The organism is Paenarthrobacter sp. E2MeOHC11, assembly GCF_058744955.1.
Genome location: NZ_CP196673.1, coordinates 4,643,969 through 4,662,632, shown reverse-complemented (window position 1 = coordinate 4,662,632; position 18,664 = coordinate 4,643,969). Strand labels below are relative to the sequence as shown.

The window sequence follows — 18,664 nt, the reverse complement described above, 5'->3', positions numbered from 1 at the left end:
AGTGGCCAACTCGTCCTCGGGTGAGTCGGTTATCCGGCGAGTAGTCCGGTTGGTAGGAGCGTTCGATGACGCCCACCGCACCATGAGCGTCGCCACCTTGGCCCGGCGTTCAGGGCTCCCTGTCACAACGACGTACCGCCTGGTGGACGAACTCCTCGCCGAAGGGTTGCTGGAGCGGGAGGCAAGCGCCGAGGTTCGCATCGGCACGCGGCTGTGGGAGCTCGTGTCCAGGAGCTCCCGGATGGTTGGTCTCCGTGAAGCGGCCCTGCCCTTCATGGAGGACGTACAGTCGGTGGTCCAGCATTCCACCACCTTGGGGATCCTCGACTCCGACGAAGTTCTCTACATCGAACGGATCGGCTCGCGGGATTCCATGGTGGACATCACCAAGGTTGCCGGCCGCCTGCCGGTTCACGGAACCTCCTCCGGCTTGGTACTGCTGGCCTATTCGCCGCCCGCCTACCAGGACCTGTTCCTGGCGGGAACCCTGGAGAAATTCACCGACGCCACGCTCACCAATCCCACTGAACTCCGCCGCCATCTGGCGGGCATCCGGCAACGCGGGTTCGCTTCGATGCCAGGGATCATCGTGCCCGAATCCAGCGGCATCGCAGTCCCCGTCTTCGGGCGTGCGAGTACAGTGGTCGCCGCCCTGAGCGTCGTGGTCCCAAGGAACGAAGAAAACGCCGCTACCCGGGTGCCGGTCCTGATGACGGCGGCCCGCGGAATTTCCCGGGCACTCGGATGGCGGGGAGAGCTCAAAGGCGCCCTCCGTCAAAGCAACGGAAGCATCTGATTCCCGTTCATCGGTAACGCTGTGGTTCCACTCACACCCACGCTGGCAGAGTGGAAGCCAGCAGGGCATTTCGCCCGGTAACCACACACACGGCCCCTTGGGCTCCGTTCCGTGCTGCCCTGCGCCTCAACCAGGTTTCAGCAGCCGCAATGCCGCGGCAGGAGGAGTTGGTCATGGAGACCGCAACGCACGCACATCAGGAACCCATAACCCGGCGGGTCGCCGGCAAGGTGGCCATCATTACCGGGGGCAGGGGAGACCTTGGCGGCGCAACGGCCCGTTTGCTGGCCGATCACGGGGCCACCGTTGCCAGCCTGGACCGGGCCGGAACGCCCGCCACAGCCAACCACCCCCGCATTACCGAGTACGACGTCGATGTCACCGATGAAGCCAGCGTTGCGGAAACCGTCCGGCTGCTCAGCGCAGAACTCGGTACGCCGGATGTCCTGGTCAATGCGGCAGGAATCATCGGGCCTGCCGGTGCCAGCAACACCGCCACGATGGAGGACTTCAACCTCATTTTTGACGTCAACGTCAAAGGTGTCTGGCTCCTGACGAAGTACGTCGTTCCGTCCATGATCGAGAAGAAATCCGGCAGCATCATCAACTTTTCCTCCATCCATGGACTGACCGGCGGGCGAAACGTGCCGCTGTATCACGCGACCAAAGGAGCCGTCCGCCTCCTCAGTAAGTCCGACGCCGCAGCTTATGGCACCTACGGCGTGAGGGTGAACTCCATCCACCCTGGCTCCATGAACACCCGCATGAGCAGGCGCTCGGCCGAACAGTCGGACATCGGCGCGGAGGCGTACTACAAGCAGTTGGTCGGTGGAAACCCGATACCCCGGCAGGGTGAGCCGGACGAGATCGCCTATGGCGTTCTCTACCTCGCTTCCGATGAGTCCCGGTTCACCACCGGTTCCGAGCTGGTCATCGACGGCGGATACACCGCGGTCTGAGACACCCCACCACGCCCTAAGAGAGGTACCACCATGAAATTCCTGAACTCCACACCCTCCGATACCTACGACGTCGTCGTCGTAGGTTCCGGCGCAGGCGCCCTGACCGCAGCGGCGACGGCGGCACGTGCCGGTAAGTCCGTCGTCGTGCTCGAAAAAACTGACGTGCTGGGCGGCACCTCTGCCGTGTCGGGCGGCATGCTCTGGGTGGCCGACAACCACCACGCCCGCGAAGCGGGACTGAGCGACTCCAAAGAAGCTGCCGCACAGTACATCCGGGCCGTGGCGCGCGGACGGAGCCGTGAAGAGCTCTTGGACGCTGCGCTGAACTACGGGGACGCCATGCTCCGTTTCACTGAAGACGAATGCGGCGTCCGTTTCATCTTCCTCGATAACTTCCCGGACTACCGCCAGGATTTGCCGGGATCCGTGGAGGGCGGCCGAACGGTTGAACCCGAACTATTCAACATCCGCGAAGCGCTCGGCGAGCTTGCTGTCCATGTGCGCTCTGATGGCCGGGCTCCGTTCACCATGCAGGAATACGAAACCTGGGGTGCATTCACCAAGTTCCCTTGGGCGGAGCTGGGCCAACGGCAGGAAGAGGGGCTTGTTGCCAAGGGCCAGGCGCTGGTTTCGATGTTGTTGGCGAGCCTGATCCGTGATGACGCAGCGCTGGTGGTTGGTGCCCGCGGGCACCGGCTGTTGAACGACGGCGGCAAAGTAGTTGGCGTCCAACTCGAGTCGGGCGAAACTTTCCATGCCAACGACGGCGTCGTCCTGGCTACGGGCGGATTCGAATGGGACAAGGCCCTGGCGGATTCCCTGTTGGCCTCGCGCCTGTACATCATGTGTTCGCCTCCCTCGAATACCGGCGATGGCCTCAGGATGGCACAGCGGGTAGGGGCACAAACGAGGGGAACCCGGGAAGCATGGTGGGCGCCGATGTCCATCACGGGGGACACCAGGGACGGCGCGCCGGTTGGAACACTGCTTCGCTTCGAGCGACAGGGACCGGGTTCGCTGATGGTCAACCGGCACGGCCGCCGTTTTGCCAACGAGTCCCAGAACTACAACGACCTCGCGCGCTGCCTGCAGTCTTGGGACTCGCCCAACAACCAGACGTTGAACACCCCGGCACACGTGGTGTTCGATCACAGCTATCTGGAACGGTACGGGGTCCTTGCACATCGGGCGGGCCAGCCGACTCCGGCTTATTTGATCGAGGCTTCCACCCTTGAGGAACTTGCTGCCAAAATCGGTGTCCCTGCAGAGAACCTTGCCGCTACTGTGCAGCGTTTCAACCACTATGCGGTCAAAGGCGAGGACCCCGACTTCGGCCGCGGTGAGAGCGCCTACGACAAGTACTGGGGCGACGACGACTGCCCGTGGCCCAACCCGTCCCTGGGTCCGCTCCACACTGGTCCGTTTTACGCAATGGAGGTTGTCAACGGTGCCTTCGGCAGCAACGGAGGCGTCGCCACTGATGGTTTGGCAAGAGTGTTGGACGTGGACGGCCAACCCATCCCTGGACTGTTCGCCGCCGGAAACACCACGGAGAATGCCTACGCTGCAGGCTACCCGGGGGCCGGTGCAACCCTGGGCCCCATCATGACCATGGGCTACCTGGCCGGCCGCACCATCGCGGGCCAACCGGCAGATTACGCCGCCACCGACGTCCGGGCGGGAGTTGGAGCATGATCCGCCACGCCGTGCTCTTCAAGTTCAAGGACGACTTCCCCGATGCGGACAAGGCTGCCTGGATAGAGGGGTTGAACCGGATGGACGGCAATATTCCCGGGCTCGTGAAGCTCACCCACGGCGCCGACGTACTCCGCCACGACCGTTCCTTCGATTACGCCATTGTGGCTGACTTCAATTCCGTGGAGGACATCGAAGCCTACAACACGCACGCGCTTCATGAACCACTCAAGAAGTACTCGTTTCCCAACAGCGAGCAGATCATTGCCGTTGATTTTCCGCTATAGCTTTCGAGCTGTTCGAACCTGCGCATTCAAGGGAGAATCGCCATGTCAACATCAACCCAGCAGCCTTCAACGTTGCGCAAGACCCCTGGTAAAGCGGCCCTCGCCTCGTTCCTGGGAAGCACGCTTGAATACTACGACTTCTTTATCTACGGCTCCGCCGCTGCGTTGGTCTTCGGGCCACTATTCTTCCCGTCCGAGGATCCCGCCGTCGGCCTGATCGGCGCCTTCGCCACGTTTGGCGTGGCGTATGTGGCCCGTCCGGTGGGTGGGCTGGTGATGGGCCATTTCGGTGACAAACTCGGGCGGAAAAAGATTCTGCTCATCACCCTGGGCGTTATGGGACTCGCCTCCCTCGGCATCGGCTTCCTGCCCAGTTACAGCCAGATCGGCGTCTGGGCACCCATTCTGTTGGTGCTTGGCCGCCTGGCCCAGGGATTCTCTGCCGGCGCCGAGTCTGCCGGTGCTTCCACGCTGACTTTGGAGCACTCTCCGGAAGGGCGCCGCGGGTTCTTCACCAGCTTCGTGATGACCGGGTACGCCTCCGGGATGGTACTTGCCACGCTCGTGTTCATCCCTGTTGCTGCGTTGCCGACTGAAGCCCTCATGAGCTGGGGATGGCGCATCCCCTTCTGGTTGTCCATCGTTGTCCTGGCCATCGCATACTGGGTGAGGACGCACTTGGACGAGACACCCGTGTTCGAGGAAGCCAAAGACCGGCAGGCGGTTGCACCCATGCCGCTCCGGGAAGTCCTGCGCTTCCAATCTGCAGACGTGCTCCGCGTAGTTGGAATGTCCATCATGTCGGTCATGCAGACAATCTTCACGGTGTTCGGGCTGTCCTATGCAACCGGCGCTGCAGGGTTCGACAAGGCGGCGATCCTCACTGTCAATGCCGTTGCCATTGGTTTGTCGATGTTCGTGATGCCCTTGACTGCCAAGCTGTCCGACCGGGTGGGCCGCAGGCCGCTCCTCCTGACGGCAGCCATCGGGTGCTCAGTGACGATCTTCGCCTACTTCGGGGCGTTGTCCACCGGCAACATTCTTTTGGTCTTCGCCGCGGCCTTTGTCAACATGACCTTGCTGTACTCGTGCTTCAACGGGATCTGGCCTGCCTACTTCGCTGAGCTCTTTGCCGCCCCGGTCCGGTATTCCGGTATGGCATTGGGGAACCAGCTGGGTTTGGTGGTGGCGGGTTTCGCTCCCCTGATCGCGGGCCTGCTCCTTGGCAAAGGCCATGACGGCTGGCTCCCCGTGGCTTGTTTCGCGGTCCTGTGCATGGTGATCGCCGGCGTTGCTGCCTTCTTCTCGCGGGAGACGGCCAAGACGCCTATCGAAGATCTGGGCGAGCCGTATTGGCGGGGAGTCTCAGCCCGGAACGGGGCCTAGCAATCAGGAAACCGCAGCCCCGGCAGTTGCCAGCAACGTGTTGCGCACGAACTGTGCGCTGGGTTCGGCGTAGGTGGCAACAATCCGGCTGAACAACGCCGTACCTTCGGCCCCGGGCCAGTCCGCAGGCAGGAATGCCGCCGGCAACCCGGGGTCGAGGTAGGGAATGATCCGCCACCGGTCAATGCACTGGACATACGTGGAAAAGGCGTCAGGGGAAGGCTCCACCACACCGCCAGTATGCACCTGGCTGTCTGGCCCTTGATCGCTGCCCGAACCGTGCTCACGGATAAAATCCTTGTGCAATCCGGCTACTGCGTCCAGGTCCCACCACTTGGACGCAGCATCCCGGAGGCTGCCAACCACCAGCGGGGTTTCGGTCACGAAGATGGTGGCCATGGCCCGCAGCTCAAGATCGGCCAGAATTTCCTCTACTTCCACGCGCAACGAGTCCGGGCAGATCCACAGGCCTGCGGCCACGGTCCCGCATCCGATCCAGTGGAGCCTGCGCCGAAGCTGGTGCCGTTTCTCGCGCTCCGTCTCCGGGATGGAGAAGGAGATCAAGCACCAGGGATCAGATTCCGACATGCTGCGGGGGTTGTAGATCCGGCGGTCGCCGCGGGCCAACATGGTTGCAGCGCCCTCGGTGAGTGTGAAGCCGGCGACACCATCGCGGGCCTCCTGCAACACAACATCCTTTTTGCGCAGCCTGCCCAAAGCGGTCCGGGTTACTGTTCCGGACGTCCCCAGCGCTTCCATGAGGTTCACTATGTCCTTGGCGGACATCCACCCCCCGGCATCACGCAGATACAAGCCAATGACGGTACGGAGCAGCGAGGTTGTACTCCCTGGGCGGGAGTCCATGTCGTCAAGGACGGCACTCATTTCCGGCTCACAGCAGTTCCGAGAGGGCATCACGGATGGCCGCGACTCCCAGCTCGACTTCGGCATAGCTGGTGCTCAAGGGTGACAGGCCGATGCGCAGGCCGTGGGGAGGCCGGAAATCGGGGATGACGCCTTTCTCCCACAACGTGGCAGTGACATCAGCGAAGAGCGGGTGGTCCACGGTGATGTGCGAGCCACGTTCGGCAGGATTCCGGGGGCTCACGATTTTCGCACCAAGTGGCACCAGGTACTCCTCGGAAAGCGCGATCGCGTACTCGGTCAGCTTGATCGACTTCCCACGGACGGCATCCATTCCCACCGTGGCGATCAGTTCAACCATGTCCTTGAGCGGCTGCATGGCCAGCACCGGAGGCGTTCCGGTGATGAACCGGCGCATGCCCTGCGCCGGCTGGTACGAGTCCGTCATTCCAAACGGGTTATCGGCACCCATCCAACCCCAGATGGGTTGCTGCAAACGATTTTGCTGCGAAGCGCTGACATAGGCGAAAGCGGGTGAGCCGGGCCCGCCATTGAGGTACTTGTAGGTGCAGCCGACGGCGAGGTCCACGCCCCAGGCGTCCAGTTCCAGGGGCACGGAGCCAACGGAATGGCACAGGTCCCACAGCATCAGGGCCCCTGCTTGGTGCACCTTTGCGGTGATCGCCTTGGCATCTGCCAGGAACCCGGAGCGGTAGGCGACGTGGCTGAGGACCACGACGGCGGTCCGCTCGCCCAACAGTCCGTCCAGGTCTTCCGCCCGGACACCGCTGGCAGGGTTGGCGGCGATCCACTTGATGTTCGCGCCCCTCTCCTTGGCGATGCCTTCGATGATGAACCGGTCGGTGGGGAAGTTATCGCGGTCGATGATGATTTCATCCCGGCCGGGCTGGGCGTCCACGGCCGCGCGGATCATCTTGTACAGCATGACGGACGTTGAATCGCCAACCGTGGTCTGTCCCCGGGCGGCACCAAGCGCTACTTCGCCGATGCGGTCACCGACGGCAGTGGGCTCGTCCATCCATTGCTCATCCCAACCACGGATGAGGCGGCTGCCCCATGCGTCGTGGACGAAGGAGGCGAGGTTTCCTGCCGTAACCTTCAGCGGGCGCCCCAGCGAGTTGCCGTCCAAATAGGAGGTGAGCTGGTCGGCGTCGGGCGCGTAGAAGGCGTCACGCTGCGCGGCGAGGGGATCGGCGGCATCCAATTCGGCCGACGTTGGCCGTTGGGTTTGCTGTGCTGTGGTCATGGTTCCTCCTGCGGAAAGTGTCGGACGGGCGGTGCCCGTGCTGGTGCTTAGTTGCCGATTTCGGTTCGTACGGCGTAGAGCTCGGGGAAGAAGGTCAGGTCCAGTGCCCGCTTGAGGAAGTCCACGCCGGAGGATCCGCCGGTGCCCACCTTGAAACCGATGGTGCGCTGGACCGTCCGGAGGTGGCGGAAGCGCCAGGCCTGGAAGTTGTCTTCAATGTCCACCAGGTCTTCGCAGGCTTCATAGAGGCCCCACGGGGTGTCGTCCGATTCGTAGATCTTTTGGAAAATCGGGACGAGGTCTTTGCGGAAGGTCCATGGTTCACTCGTGTCCCGCTCGAGGATGTCGGCAGGGATGTCATAACCGGCGCGCGCCAGGACCCGCAGGAACGCGTCGTACAGCGTGTGTTCTTCCAGCAGGCTGCTGAGCAGCTGGTGGGCTTCGGGTTCGCTTTCGAAGACGCGCAGCATTCCACGGTTCTTGTTGCCCAGCAGGAATTCGACGCCGCGGTACTGATACGACTGGAACCCGGATGAGCTCCCCAGGAAACCACGGAACTGGGCGTACTCGCGGGGAGTGAGGGTACCGAGGACGGACCACTGCTCAGTCATGGTGCGCTGGATGGCCTTTACCCGGGCGATGCACTTCAGGGCCTTGCCAAGGTTGTCAGCATCGAAGAGCCTCCGGGCTTCCAGCAGTTCATGCAGGACCAGTTTCAGCCATAGCTCGCTGGTCTGGTGCTGGATGATGAACAGCAGTTCATCGTGGTGTTCAGGCTCGCTGAGGGGGTGCTGGGAGCTGAGCAGGCGGTCAAGGTCCAGGTACCCGCCATAGGACATAGCGTGCCGGAAATCAGTTCGGACGGTGTCCTCGATATCGCGGACGCTCTGGGCGGAATGGACTGTGGGCTTTTCCATGCCTTGAGATTATCACTTCCATGACGAACGTCAAGAGATTGATTTCAACTGGCTGGGCTGCTCGGGTCCCGTAGGCTGAACTTCAACCGCTGGGAGGGGGAGTGGACATGGGTACCGAGGAAAACGCCGTTGTGCCAGTGTCAATCTATTTGGACGTCGACGGCGTCGTGAACCCGTTTAGCCCCACGGGCACCACTGATTGGGGTAACGAATGGACCTTTGCCGACGCCGGCATCCTTGATGTCGCCTTCGCGCCGGAACTGGTAGCCGAACTCAATGACCTTGCCGAGTATCCTGCCGCGCGTTTTGTCTGGCTGACCACATGGGAGCGCCTTGCTCCGGAGTTCCTCTGCCCCGCCATCGGGCTTAAAGGACAGGACTGGCCGGTCCTTTCCAGCCAAGGCTGGGACCAGGGCTCGGAATGGTGGAAGCTCGTAGCTCTCCAAAAGGATCTTGCTGCCACCGGCAGCGAGCGGATTATTTGGCTGGACGACCAGCTCAGCCAGGAATCCGATGCCCTGTCCTGGGCTGAATACCAGCAGGACCGTGTGCTTTGCATCTCACCTGATCCCCGCAAGGGACTGTCCCGTCGCGACCTTGCGGCCGTGCGGGCCTACCTGGGGTGAATCGCAGCTCCGGTACGTTTGTCCACTCACGGTAAGGCACGTAGGATTCTTAAGGTTTCAAGCCCGCCAGAGTGAATCCCGCAAGCCGAGTCAGTTGAACAATTGCTGAACTATGCTGTGGATGGCAGGTATGGGGAAGTGAAACTGCTGAACGTCGACGACTCTGCAGATTGGGCAACAGGTGGATATCACCTTCATGGTCGCGCTGGTAATAGCGTTGGCCCTATTCTTTGACTTCACCAACGGTTTTCACGACACTGCCAATGCGATGGCTACGCCCATCGCTACGGGGGCGATCAAGCCCAAGACGGCTGTCGCCCTGGCCGCCGTGCTCAACCTCGTCGGCGCCTTCCTTTCCACGGAAGTGGCCAAGACCATCTCCGGCGGACTGATCCGGGAAGGCTCTGACGGCATTCACATCACTCCCGACATCATCTTTGCCGGACTCATGGGGGCAGTGCTCTGGAACATGGTTACTTGGCTCAAGGGCCTGCCATCAAGTTCCTCGCACGCATTGTTCGGCGGCCTGATCGGCGCAGCGGTGGTGGGCATCGGATTCCATTCCATCAATTTTGAAACCGTGCTGCAGAAAGTGATCCTGCCAGCCATTTTCGCGCCCCTCATTGCCGGCCTGGTGGCATACATCTGCACCCGGCTCGCCTATGCGCTGACCTCGCGGCATGATCCGGAAACCGGCGACAAGCTCACCCAGAAGCGCGGCGGATTCCGTACAGGACAAATTTTCACGTCGAGTTTGGTGGCCCTCGCGCACGGCACCAATGATGCCCAGAAGACCATGGGCATCATCACCCTTGTCCTTATCGCCGCCGGCACCCAGACTCCGGGCAGCGGACCCCAGTTCTGGGTTATCGCAGCCTGCGCTTTTGCCATCGCCATCGGTACCTATGCAGGCGGCTGGCGCATCATCCGGACTATGGGATCGGGCCTGACCGAAGTGAAGCCGGCCCAGGGATTCTCCGCAGAAACCAGCACCGCGTCAGCTATTTTGGCTTCTTCGCACCTGGGCTTCGCCCTCTCCACAACCCAGGTCGCATCAGGTTCCGTCATCGGCTCGGGCCTTGGCCGCAAGGGCACGTCGGTCCGATGGGGCACTGCCGGCAAGATCGCCCTTGGCTGGCTCTTCACACTCCCGGCCTCGGCCATTGTTGGTGCGTTGACAGCCCTGCTGGTCGGCACCGGAGTGGTGGGCGTCATCATTGCCGCCGTCGCTGGCACGGCGGCGGTCTTGTTCATGTTCGTTGTCTCGCGGAGGTCCCATGTTGGCCACCACAACGCAGTTGAGGTCGAAGAAGCCGGGCACGCTGTCCGTTTCCGGAAGAAAAAGAAGTCACGAAAGACCACGCCGAGTAAGGATGCGCAGCGATGAAATGGTTGGAATTGCTGCAGGTAGCTGGAGTCACCCTCTTCTCCGCGGTGACACTGGTGGTCCTTTATTCACTGGGGGTCCGCCTCACGGCCATCGCCGGTGACGCACAGCAGAAGTCGCCAGGGCTCATGCGTTCCCTTGCCTACGCGTGCTTCGCTGTCTGTGGCGCGGCTGTGCTGTTCGGCATTTACCTCATTGTTCCGTACTTCGGAAAATAGCCGGCTCTCTGGCAGTCACGTCCATTCGGGAGAATAATCAGCAGTGTGGTCATACACATGACTACGTGGTTGTGATCCGGCAGATGTGGGGCTGTCATGAAGTGCCAATCCCGAAGCCACATCATCGGACTGGCGCTGGTTCCGGTCTTGATGCTGAGTCTGTCTGCCTGCCTTCCACCCTCCTCTGATGGCGTCCCGCCAGGTCCTGGATCAGCGTCCTCCTCGGACGGTACGTCGGCGCAAACCCTGCCGTCCGTCGTCGTTCCTACGGCCAGTCAACCCGTTGGTCCGGCGGGTCCTGGCGCACCCCAGGCTGAAGCGCCCGTCGTCCGGTGGGTCCCCATCGGACCGGTCGGACCCAATGACCCGACGTCAGGCCAGCGATACCTCCTCCTCCAGCAATTCCAATGCGACGCCTTGACCCAGAGCGTGGAAGGCGCCGATGACGCGGCCGTCTGGTTGGCAGGCGCTGCCGTGTGCCGCGCCTTGCAAAGTGGCAGCCAGCAGGACTGGCAACGGGCGTCCATCGCGGTCGCCGCCACGCCAAGGATTCCACAAACCCAATGCCTCGAATTCAGGGTGGCTGCCACGTCCGCCGCACTGCTCGCCCAGCACCGAAGCAATCCGGGCGCAACCTTCAAGGTGGAACCGGGCCAGGGCGAAGCATGCCCGCGGCAGCTGGTTGGTTTGACCGTGGTAGACGACGAACTCAGGCCGGTTCCAGGAACGGCACGTGCCTCCGGCCCTCGTTCGGGCGGCACCATTGTGCGTTTGGACGGCTACTACGTACGGGTGGGCGACGTCCTGTTCGACGGCGTTCCTGCCGATGTTGAGTTTGTCGGCGACAGGAATGACTACGGCACCATCTATCTGCGGATGCCACCGGCAAATGGACGGGACTCCGTTCGTATTTCCATCACGGACACCGTGGACGTCGCTGGAACCGTGACCTTCTACTATGACGATTCCACGCCTTCCGGCAGCCCCGCCCCGTCCGAAACGGCCGGCACCGCACCGGCCACGGGGGCGCCCAGCGGTACGGCCCCGCCCACATCGACGTCCGGCGAAGCAACCCCGACGGCCGCCCCGTGAGCACGGTGCAGGAGCCCGAAGAGCGAAGCATCATCAACACCCGTTGGCAGAGGACCCTTGAAGTCCTCTCCGTCATTGGTCCGCCGTTGACGGTTGCCACGGCTTTGCTGGTCTACTTCGGTTGGGCACGTACGGATGCGCAGGCCAAAGCAATGGGCCTCGATGTCAGCCTGTTCGGCTACACGGTCCAGGACTTTATCCTCAGGAGCATCCAATCGTTGTTCCAGCCGTTGGCCTGGCTGGTGGTCATTGGTTTGCTCTGGCTCATGCTGGACCGGGCGGTGTCCCGTCTCCTTGAGGCGGGCCGGCACAGGAAGCCTGTCCGCCTGACCGCCACCATCGTGATGTTTCTCGGCTTTGCCTATGCGGCAGCGATGTGGTTGGCGGTCTCGGCGCGTCCCGGGCAAATCGTGCTTTACGCCCCGTTCCTGATCGCTGGAGGCCTCGTCGTCGGGGCGTGGGGACTCAGTGTGCGCCGCCGGGCCGTAGAACCCTCAGGGCGCGCCCTGCGCATCACGCCCAGGGCCCTTGAGAGGTCCCTGGTGTTCGTACTCGTCACATTGCTGCTCTTCTGGGGCACCTCCGATTACGCCCAGGCCTTGGGGCGGGGCGCAGCCCTCGATTACCAGGAGCGGTCCAGCCTGCTGCCCACCGCCGTCGTCTACAGCAAGGAGCGGCTTGCGGTTACGGCACCCAACGTCCAGGAGGAGTCGGCCGGATCGGAGGCGGCACCGCTGTACCGGTATACGGGGTTGCGGCTGCTGGTGGTCAGCGGGGGACGGATTTTCCTCCTGAACGACGGGTGGTCCCTGGCGCGGGGCCGCGTTGTAGTCCTGCCGGACGACGGCAGTGTCCGCGTGGAGTATGGGAACCCGGCCGCGGACTGACTAGTCTGGCCACATGTCGACCTTCCAGTACTACGTAGCATCCACCATCGACGGCTTCATAGCCTCCCCGGAGGACGACCTAGGGTGGCTCCTGCAGTTCGACCGGGTTGAGGGCGTGAACGAAAGCATCGAGTCCTTCATGGCGGGCGTCGGTTGCATCGCCATGGGTGGAGACACCTACCGCTGGCTCATGGAGCATGAACCGGGCAAGTGGCCTTACCCGGACACGCCCTGCTGGGTCTTCACCCACCATGAGTACTCGGCTCCGGCGGGCTCGGATATTACTTTCGTCCGCGGTGACGTGCGCGAGTTCGCGCCGGACCTGCTCAAGGACGCGGGTGGGAAGAATGTGTGGCTGGTGGGCGGAGGCGACCTCGTGGCGCAATTCGCCAATGCCGGCTTGCTCCAGGAGATGATTGTCACCATCATCCCCGTGGTGTTGGGCGCAGGAAAGCGTCTCTTGCCGCTTGAGGGCCCGACGGCGCCCCTTGAGTTGATCTCGCACAAGATCCTTGGCGGGGCCGCGGCCGAGTTGCACTACCGGTTGCCGCAGCGCCCGGTTTAGGCGCCCCGCTTTCAACAGTCCCGGGGTTCAGTGGCGGTTGTCCCGGATCATGTTGGTGATCCGGGCAGTGGAGAGCCGGCGGCCCTTCTCATCGGTGATGACGATTTCGTGCGTGGCCAAGGTGCCGCCGAGATGGATAGCCGTGCAGGTACCTGTCACCAGGCCGCTGGCCACGGAACGGTGATGGGTTGCCCCCACCTCGATGCCCACTGCGTGCCGGCCCCTGCCGGCGTGAAGCGACGCGGCGAACGATCCCAACGTCTCGGCGAGGACTACGTGGGCTCCGCCATGGAGGATGCCCGCAACTTGGGTGTTTCCTTCCACGGGCATGGTGGCCACCATGCGCTCCGCGCTCATTTCCGTGAACCGGATACCCAGTTTCACCACCAGGGCACCAACACCATGAGCCGAGAGCCAATCGTGGAACGCTTCGGGTACACCTGCCTCGTTGAGCTCATCGGCAAACGGGTTCGGCGTGAAATTGTCCATCATGCCAACTAGGCTGGCACCTGTGAGTGAAACAACCAAACCGGACCAGGTTCCAACGGCCCAAGCTGCTGCCATCGCGACAGCACCCACCCCTTCTGCCACAGCATCCGCCAGCACCGCGGGGGAGGGCCGGCCCAGGTTGCTGGTCCTGGACGGCCACTCCATGGCGTTCCGGGCTTTCTACGCCCTGCCGGCTGAAAACTTCTCCACGGCCAGGGGGCAGTACACCAACGCGGTACACGGGTTCACGTCCATGCTGATCAACCTGATCAAGGACCAGAAGCCAACCCACGTAGCCGTGGCATTCGACGTTTCCGACGACACCACTTTCCGCAAAGCCGAATACAGCGAATACAAAGGCGGGCGCAATGCCACGCCTGTGGAGTTCGCCGGGCAGATCGGCCTCATCGCCAAGGTCATGGAAGCATGGGGCATCAGGACCATCGCCATGCCCGGCTACGAAGCCGATGACGTCCTGGCCACACTCGCATCACAAGGCGACGCCGCGGGCTTCGAGGTCCTGCTGGTGTCCGGCGACAGGGACGCGTTCCAGCTGATCAACGACAACGTCTTTGTGCTCTACCCCAAGCAGGGCGTGAGCAATATTCCCAGGATGGACGCTGCAGCCATCGAGGAGAAGTACTTCGTCAAGCCCGGCCTGTACTCGGACCTCGCCGCGCTCGTCGGCGAAACAGCGGACAACCTCCCCGGCGTTCCGGGCGTAGGCCCCAAGACGGCCGCCAAATGGATCAACCTCTACGGTGGCCTTGAAGGCATCCTCGAAAACCTTGATTCCATCGGTGGCAAGGTGGGCGGAGCCCTCAAGGAGAACCTTGAGAACGTCAAGCGCAACCGCAGGCTCAATCGCCTGCTGACGGACCTCGAGCTGCCCCTGACGTTGGCAGACCTGCACGAGCCCCGTCCGGACCGCCAGGCGATCGAGGATCTTTTCGAGGAACTCGAATTCCGGACGCTCCGCACGCGGCTGTTCGATCTCTACGGTGACGACACCGCCGGGGAGGCCCCGGACACCATCGATGCCCCGGAATACTCCGCCCTCACGGATGCCGCGGAACTTGAGTCCTTCTTCGCAGCCGGCTCCGGTGTGCGCTCGGCGCTGGCAGTGCAGCTCGTCCCCGGACGCATCGGGGATGACGCGAGTGCCCTGGCTGTTGTCAGGAGCAACGGGGCGGGGTACATCGACCTGACGAGTCTGGACGCTGCAGCTGAGTCGGTCTTGGCCCGGTGGCTCAGGGATCCCGAGGAAGCGAAGGTGCTGCACGAGTTCAAGTCGGCCCTGAAGGCCCTTCACAACCGTGGCCTCGGCCTGGAAGGCGTGGTGGATGACACCTCCATCTCCGGCTACCTGATCCAGCCGGACCGCCGCAGCTACGATCTCGCCGAACTGGCCCAAGTGCACTTGAAGATCTCACTTGCCACGGCCGCCGCCCAGTCCGGGCAGCTGGAGCTCGACCTCTCGGGTGAAACAGACCAAGCTGCCGCAGCAGCGCTCGTCCAGCATGCCGCCGTCGTGCATGCCCTCAGCAAGCACTTCGAAACTGAACTTGCCGATATCAAGGCCGATGCCCTGTTGACGACGCTCGAACTTCCGGTGGCACGTGTGCTGGCGCAGATGGAACTGACCGGCATCTTTGTGTCCACGGACCGCATGGACGAGCAGCTCGCTGACCTTACCAAGGTGATCGAGAACGCCCAGGAACAGGCTTTTGCTGCGATCGGGCACGAGGTAAACCTCGGCTCGCCCAAGCAACTGCAGACAGTCCTCTTCGAGGAATTGGGACTGCCCAAGACCAAGAAGATCAAGTCTGGCTACACCACCGATGCCGCTTCCTTGAAGGGCTTGCTTGAGAAGACCGGACACGAATTCCTGGTCCAGCTCATGGCGCACCGTGAGTCCTCAAAGCTGGCCCAAATGGTGGAGACGCTCAAGAAGTCCGTGGCCGATGACGGCCGCATCCACACCACTTACGCGCAGAACATCGCCGCCACGGGCCGTATTTCGTCCAACAACCCCAACCTGCAGAACATCCCGGTGCGCAGCGAAGAAGGCCGGCGGGTTCGTGGAATTTTCGTGGTCAGCGAAGGCTACGAGTGCCTGTTGTCAGCGGACTACTCGCAGATCGAAATGCGCATCATGGCGCACCTTTCCGGCGACGAAGCCCTGATCCAGGCGTACCGCGACGGAGAAGACCTTCACCGCTTCGTGGGCTCCCGGATCTTCAACGTGGAGCCGGCCGAAGTCACCAGCGCCATGCGGTCCAAAGTGAAGGCGATGTCCTACGGCCTCGCGTACGGACTCACGTCCTTCGGCCTCTCCAAGCAGTTGGAGATCTCCGTGGACGAGGCCCGGACGCTCATGAAGGACTACTTCGACCGCTTCGGCGGCGTACGCGACTACCTGCGTGGTGTCGTCGACCAAGCCAGGACGGACGGCTACACGGCCACCATCGAAGGCCGCCGCCGTTACCTCCCTGACCTGACGAGCACCAACCGCCAGGCGCGCGAGGCAGCAGAACGCATCGCCTTGAACTCGCCCATCCAAGGCTCTGCTGCAGACCTCATCAAGCGCGCCATGCTGGGTGTGTCCGCCGAGCTCGCCAGCCAGGGCCTGAAGTCGCGGATGTTGCTGCAGGTCCACGACGAACTGGTCCTGGAAGTTGCTCCAGGAGAGCGCGAAGCCGTGGAGAAGCTGGTCATCGAACAGATGGGTTCAGCCGCCGAGTTGTCAGTCCCGCTCGATGTCCAGATCGGCGTTGGCTCCAGCTGGTACGAAGCCGGGCACTAGTCCGGTCCGTGAATTCCGGGTATCGCCGCAGGGCGCGCCGCCGAGATGGTGGCGCGCCCTGCGGCGTCTGACTAGGCTCGGAATCGTGGCCGATCCCAATGAACCAACCTCCCAAAAATATTCCGTCCAGCGTTTTCCCGCCGTAGCCGACAAGGAAGACGCCGCCGGCTACCGCCGCTGCGCCACGTGGGTGCAGGCTGTATCGCACGGATTCCACCAGCAGCGGCGTGATGACGAGTACGTCGCCAAGACCCTTGCTTCATACCAGACCGACAAGCGTGAGCTGACAGGCGTCTACGTCAACGGCCCCGTACCGGAGCACTCCCTTGGCGCCAATGTGCCGGTGGCAACCTACGCCACCATGCGCAAGGCCCTGAATATCGGTTTTGGCCGGCAGCTTGAAGCCAACCTGGTCACGGCTGTGACTGTCCGCGGAACACACCGCCGCCATGGAATCCTGCGGGGGATGATCACTGCCGACCTGGAGAGCGCCAAGGACGACGGCCTGGCCATGGCGGCGCTGACGGCCTCCGAAGGTTCCATCTATGGGCGTTTCGGCTTCGGTGTGGCTACGTTTGAGCGCAGCATCAAAGTCGACACGGGTCCCCGATTCCGGATGAAGGGACAGCCGCAGGGAACAGTGGAGGTCGCCGATCCATCGGTCCTGTTGGAACTGGCACCCCACGTGTTCAAGCGTGTGCAGCGGCTGACGCCGGGCTCGGTGGACCGCCAGGAGTATTACCGGCTTGTTGCCTCGGGTTCCATTGGGCATGACGGCAAGCCCGACACCAGCGTCCGCTGTGCCCTGCACTACGACCTGTCCGGGGCATTGGATGGCTTCGTCTCCTACCGTTTCAAGGGGTGGGACCACAAGCCGTACACCATGGAAATCGTGGACCTGGTGGCCGCAACCAATTCCGGATACCTCGATCTGTGGCGCTTCCTGGGCAGCATCGACCTCATTGAGGAAGTAACCTGGGCCGAAGCCCCGGTTGACGACGCCCTGGCGTGGGCGCTTGAGGACCCACGCTGCATCGAGGCCTCCGAAGTCCGCGACATGCTGTGGCTCCGGATCCTGGACATACAGTCCGCCTTGCAGGCCCGCCATTACGCCTCGGCAGGTCGCTTGGTCCTGGAAGTGACGGACCCGCTCTCCCTGGCGGGTGGCACTTGGGTCCTGGAGTCCGACGGCGGTGCTGCCGCCGCCGTCGTAACTGAAGCCTCCGGACAGTCACCCGACCTCAGCATGGACGTGGCCGACCTCGCCTCCATCTATCTTGGCGTGGTGTCGCCGGTGACCCTGGCCGCCGCCGGGCGCATCCACGAAAAGTCCTCCGGTGCCGCGTTCCTGGCCCAGCAACTGTTCGCGGTCGAGCGCCCGGCTCATTGCTTGACGCACTTCTAGGCCGCACCACCTCATCACAACCACATAGCCACATCTGAGTAAGGACATCCATGGGGGATTCCAAGCGGCGGCCATTGGCCGGCCGGCGATCAGTGCTGCTTGGAATGGCGGGCCTCGCGTCCGCTGCCCTGGCAGCATGCGCTGACGGCGCATCCGTCGAAGTACCCTCGGCAGCATCGGCGCCCTCCGTGGCGGCGGGGACGGGCCCGGCCACACCACCGCCGTCGATCGCTGCAAGATCAAGCGAACAGGCTGCCGCCGCCCTCGCACCAGCACCGACGTCCAAACCGGCCGCAGTGCCGGACAGGCAGCAGATCGTGGCCGAGTTCGCCGGCAGGCATCCCAGGGAATGGGGGCTGCACATCACTGGAGTGGTCAACAACTCGCCATCGCAGCACGTGGCCTTGACGTTTGACGCCTGTGGCGGGCCGGGCGGCGCGGGGTGCGACAACGCCTTGTTGCGTACCCTCCGCCGGCTCGACGTCCCTGCCACGCTGTTCATCAACAGCCGGTGGATCCATGCCAATCGGTCGTTGTCGGAGGAACTGGCGGCGGACCCCCTGTTCGAACTCGCCAACCATGGCACCATGCACCAGCCGCTTTCCGTTAACGGGAGGTCTGCTTACGGAATCCCCGGAACCGCCACCGCCGCTGCTGCCTATGACGAGCTGATGGGGAACCATGCTCTGCTGCAGGAACTCACCGGGGCCGCCCCTAAGTTCTTCCGGCCGGGGACTGCGTTCTACGACGACGTAGCGGCGGAAATGACTCGCAGGCTTGGCATGCTGCCCGTCAATTTCACAGTCAATGGTGACGGCGGCGCCACCTATTCGGCAGCCACCGTGGCCGCGGAGGTAGGACGCGTGGCGGCCGGTGACATCGTCATTTCACACTTCAACAGGCCGGCGTCCGGGACTGCCGAAGGATACGCCCGGGTGTTGCCGGGGCTGCTCGACCGGGGCGTTACCTTCGGCCGCCTGCGGGACGTGCTGGGCGTGTGACACTCCTTTTGACC

Annotated in this window: 18 protein-coding genes; 14 read left to right on the top strand and 4 right to left on the bottom strand. The window is 63.1% G+C overall.

The genetic code is table 11. The features are described from left to right. Nucleotide 1: 1 nt before the first annotated feature. The 5 genes from ACSSVG_RS21590 to ACSSVG_RS21570 all read left to right on the top strand — a co-directional run bounded on the left by ACSSVG_RS21590 (nt 2) and on the right by ACSSVG_RS21570 (nt 5,126). A complete protein-coding gene (locus ACSSVG_RS21590) occupies nt 2-796 on the top strand; it encodes an IclR family transcriptional regulator (RefSeq protein ID WP_492416228.1) in 795 nt (264 codons plus the stop codon). A gap of 173 nt (nt 797-969) precedes the next feature. Continuing rightward, on the top strand, nt 970-1,755 hold the full coding sequence (locus ACSSVG_RS21585; protein WP_492416226.1) for an SDR family NAD(P)-dependent oxidoreductase: 786 nt from the start codon (nt 970-972) through the stop codon (nt 1,753-1,755). 33 nt (nt 1,756-1,788) lie between these two features. Then, entirely contained in the window at nt 1,789-3,453 is a 1,665-nt protein-coding gene (chcC1, locus tag ACSSVG_RS21580; RefSeq protein ID WP_492416224.1) for a 4-oxocyclohexanecarboxylate 2-dehydrogenase, read from the top strand. Beyond that, entirely contained in the window at nt 3,450-3,740 is a 291-nt protein-coding gene (locus ACSSVG_RS21575) for a Dabb family protein (RefSeq protein ID WP_231341302.1), read from the top strand. The genes chcC1 and ACSSVG_RS21575 overlap by 4 nt, the downstream gene beginning before the upstream one ends. A gap of 42 nt (nt 3,741-3,782) precedes the next feature. Next, nucleotides 3,783-5,126: an MFS transporter gene (locus ACSSVG_RS21570; RefSeq protein WP_231341303.1), complete on the top strand. Its 1,344-nt coding sequence runs from the start codon at nt 3,783-3,785 to the stop codon at nt 5,124-5,126. Nucleotides 5,127-5,129: 3 nt separating this feature from the next. Here the strand turns inward: ACSSVG_RS21570 and ACSSVG_RS21565 are convergent, their stop codons facing one another. The 3 genes from ACSSVG_RS21565 to kynA are packed head-to-tail and all read right to left on the bottom strand — an operon-like array spanning nt 5,130 to nt 8,174. Next, nucleotides 5,130-6,011, bottom strand: coding sequence for a PaaX family transcriptional regulator (locus ACSSVG_RS21565; RefSeq protein ID WP_253468207.1), 882 nt, complete (start codon nt 6,009-6,011; stop codon nt 5,130-5,132). A gap of 7 nt (nt 6,012-6,018) precedes the next feature. Then, nucleotides 6,019-7,257 (bottom strand): kynureninase, encoded by a 1,239-nt coding sequence (gene kynU, locus ACSSVG_RS21560; protein ID WP_231341305.1) that lies wholly within the window; start codon nt 7,255-7,257, stop codon nt 6,019-6,021. 47 nt (nt 7,258-7,304) lie between these two features. After that, on the bottom strand, nt 7,305-8,174 hold the full coding sequence (kynA, locus tag ACSSVG_RS21555) for a tryptophan 2,3-dioxygenase (RefSeq protein WP_231341306.1): 870 nt from the start codon (nt 8,172-8,174) through the stop codon (nt 7,305-7,307). 107 nt (nt 8,175-8,281) lie between these two features. Between kynA and ACSSVG_RS21550 the strand changes: the two genes are divergently transcribed. From ACSSVG_RS21550 to ACSSVG_RS21525, 6 genes are all read left to right on the top strand, one after another. Further along, nucleotides 8,282-8,800 (top strand): HAD domain-containing protein, encoded by a 519-nt coding sequence (locus ACSSVG_RS21550; RefSeq protein ID WP_492416221.1) that lies wholly within the window; start codon nt 8,282-8,284, stop codon nt 8,798-8,800. A 181-nt stretch (nt 8,801-8,981) separates the two neighbouring features. Beyond that, the gene (locus tag ACSSVG_RS21545) at nt 8,982-10,187 is read left to right on the top strand and encodes an inorganic phosphate transporter (RefSeq protein WP_231341310.1); all 1,206 of its coding nucleotides are present in this window, start codon (nt 8,982-8,984) and stop codon (nt 10,185-10,187) included. After that, complete coding sequence (locus ACSSVG_RS21540; RefSeq protein ID WP_159699835.1) at nt 10,184-10,405, top strand: hypothetical protein; 222 nt, start codon at nt 10,184-10,186, stop codon at nt 10,403-10,405. Before ACSSVG_RS21545 ends, ACSSVG_RS21540 begins: the two co-directional genes overlap by 4 nt. A 96-nt stretch (nt 10,406-10,501) precedes the next feature. Continuing rightward, complete coding sequence (locus ACSSVG_RS21535; protein WP_492416219.1) at nt 10,502-11,497, top strand: hypothetical protein; 996 nt, start codon at nt 10,502-10,504, stop codon at nt 11,495-11,497. Continuing rightward, on the top strand, nt 11,494-12,384 hold the full coding sequence (locus ACSSVG_RS21530; RefSeq protein WP_492416217.1) for a hypothetical protein: 891 nt from the start codon (nt 11,494-11,496) through the stop codon (nt 12,382-12,384). The genes ACSSVG_RS21535 and ACSSVG_RS21530 overlap by 4 nt, the downstream gene beginning before the upstream one ends. A gap of 13 nt (nt 12,385-12,397) precedes the next feature. Further along, on the top strand, nt 12,398-12,949 hold the full coding sequence (locus ACSSVG_RS21525; RefSeq protein WP_253468211.1) for a dihydrofolate reductase family protein: 552 nt from the start codon (nt 12,398-12,400) through the stop codon (nt 12,947-12,949). 27 nt (nt 12,950-12,976) lie between these two features. On the opposite strand, the gene ACSSVG_RS21520 is transcribed toward ACSSVG_RS21525, so the two are convergent. Further along, complete coding sequence (locus ACSSVG_RS21520) at nt 12,977-13,441, bottom strand: hotdog fold thioesterase (RefSeq protein ID WP_231341324.1); 465 nt, start codon at nt 13,439-13,441, stop codon at nt 12,977-12,979. Nucleotides 13,442-13,601: 160 nt separating this feature from the next. Here ACSSVG_RS21520 and polA point away from each other — a divergent pair, with 160 nt between their 5' ends. The 3 genes from polA to ACSSVG_RS21505 all read left to right on the top strand — a co-directional run bounded on the left by polA (nt 13,602) and on the right by ACSSVG_RS21505 (nt 18,650). Further along, nucleotides 13,602-16,244, top strand: coding sequence for a DNA polymerase I (polA, locus tag ACSSVG_RS21515; RefSeq protein ID WP_253469240.1), 2,643 nt, complete (start codon nt 13,602-13,604; stop codon nt 16,242-16,244). Between the two features lie 85 nt (nt 16,245-16,329). Beyond that, the gene (locus ACSSVG_RS21510; RefSeq protein WP_492416214.1) at nt 16,330-17,649 is read left to right on the top strand and encodes a GNAT family N-acetyltransferase; all 1,320 of its coding nucleotides are present in this window, start codon (nt 16,330-16,332) and stop codon (nt 17,647-17,649) included. A gap of 50 nt (nt 17,650-17,699) precedes the next feature. Beyond that, nucleotides 17,700-18,650 (top strand): polysaccharide deacetylase family protein, encoded by a 951-nt coding sequence (locus ACSSVG_RS21505; RefSeq protein ID WP_492416212.1) that lies wholly within the window; start codon nt 17,700-17,702, stop codon nt 18,648-18,650. Nucleotides 18,651-18,664: the final 14 nt, after the last annotated feature.

Coding starts and splice junctions, on each gene's coding strand:
- ACSSVG_RS21585 (WP_492416226.1), top strand. CDS start 970: ATGGAGACCGCAACGCACGCACATCAGGAACCCATAACCCGGCGGGTC.
- chcC1 (WP_492416224.1), top strand. CDS start 1,789: ATGAAATTCCTGAACTCCACACCCTCCGATACCTACGACGTCGTCGTC.
- ACSSVG_RS21575 (WP_231341302.1), top strand. CDS start 3,450: ATGATCCGCCACGCCGTGCTCTTCAAGTTCAAGGACGACTTCCCCGAT.
- ACSSVG_RS21570 (WP_231341303.1), top strand. CDS start 3,783: ATGTCAACATCAACCCAGCAGCCTTCAACGTTGCGCAAGACCCCTGGT.
- ACSSVG_RS21565 (WP_253468207.1), bottom strand. CDS start 6,011: ATGAGTGCCGTCCTTGACGACATGGACTCCCGCCCAGGGAGTACAACC.
- kynU (WP_231341305.1), bottom strand. CDS start 7,257: ATGACCACAGCACAGCAAACCCAACGGCCAACGTCGGCCGAATTGGAT.
- kynA (WP_231341306.1), bottom strand. CDS start 8,174: ATGGAAAAGCCCACAGTCCATTCCGCCCAGAGCGTCCGCGATATCGAG.
- ACSSVG_RS21550 (WP_492416221.1), top strand. CDS start 8,282: ATGGGTACCGAGGAAAACGCCGTTGTGCCAGTGTCAATCTATTTGGAC.
- ACSSVG_RS21540 (WP_159699835.1), top strand. CDS start 10,184: ATGAAATGGTTGGAATTGCTGCAGGTAGCTGGAGTCACCCTCTTCTCC.
- ACSSVG_RS21535 (WP_492416219.1), top strand. CDS start 10,502: ATGAAGTGCCAATCCCGAAGCCACATCATCGGACTGGCGCTGGTTCCG.
- ACSSVG_RS21525 (WP_253468211.1), top strand. CDS start 12,398: ATGTCGACCTTCCAGTACTACGTAGCATCCACCATCGACGGCTTCATA.
- ACSSVG_RS21520 (WP_231341324.1), bottom strand. CDS start 13,441: ATGATGGACAATTTCACGCCGAACCCGTTTGCCGATGAGCTCAACGAG.
- polA (WP_253469240.1), top strand. CDS start 13,602: ATGGCGTTCCGGGCTTTCTACGCCCTGCCGGCTGAAAACTTCTCCACG.
- ACSSVG_RS21505 (WP_492416212.1), top strand. CDS start 17,700: ATGGGGGATTCCAAGCGGCGGCCATTGGCCGGCCGGCGATCAGTGCTG.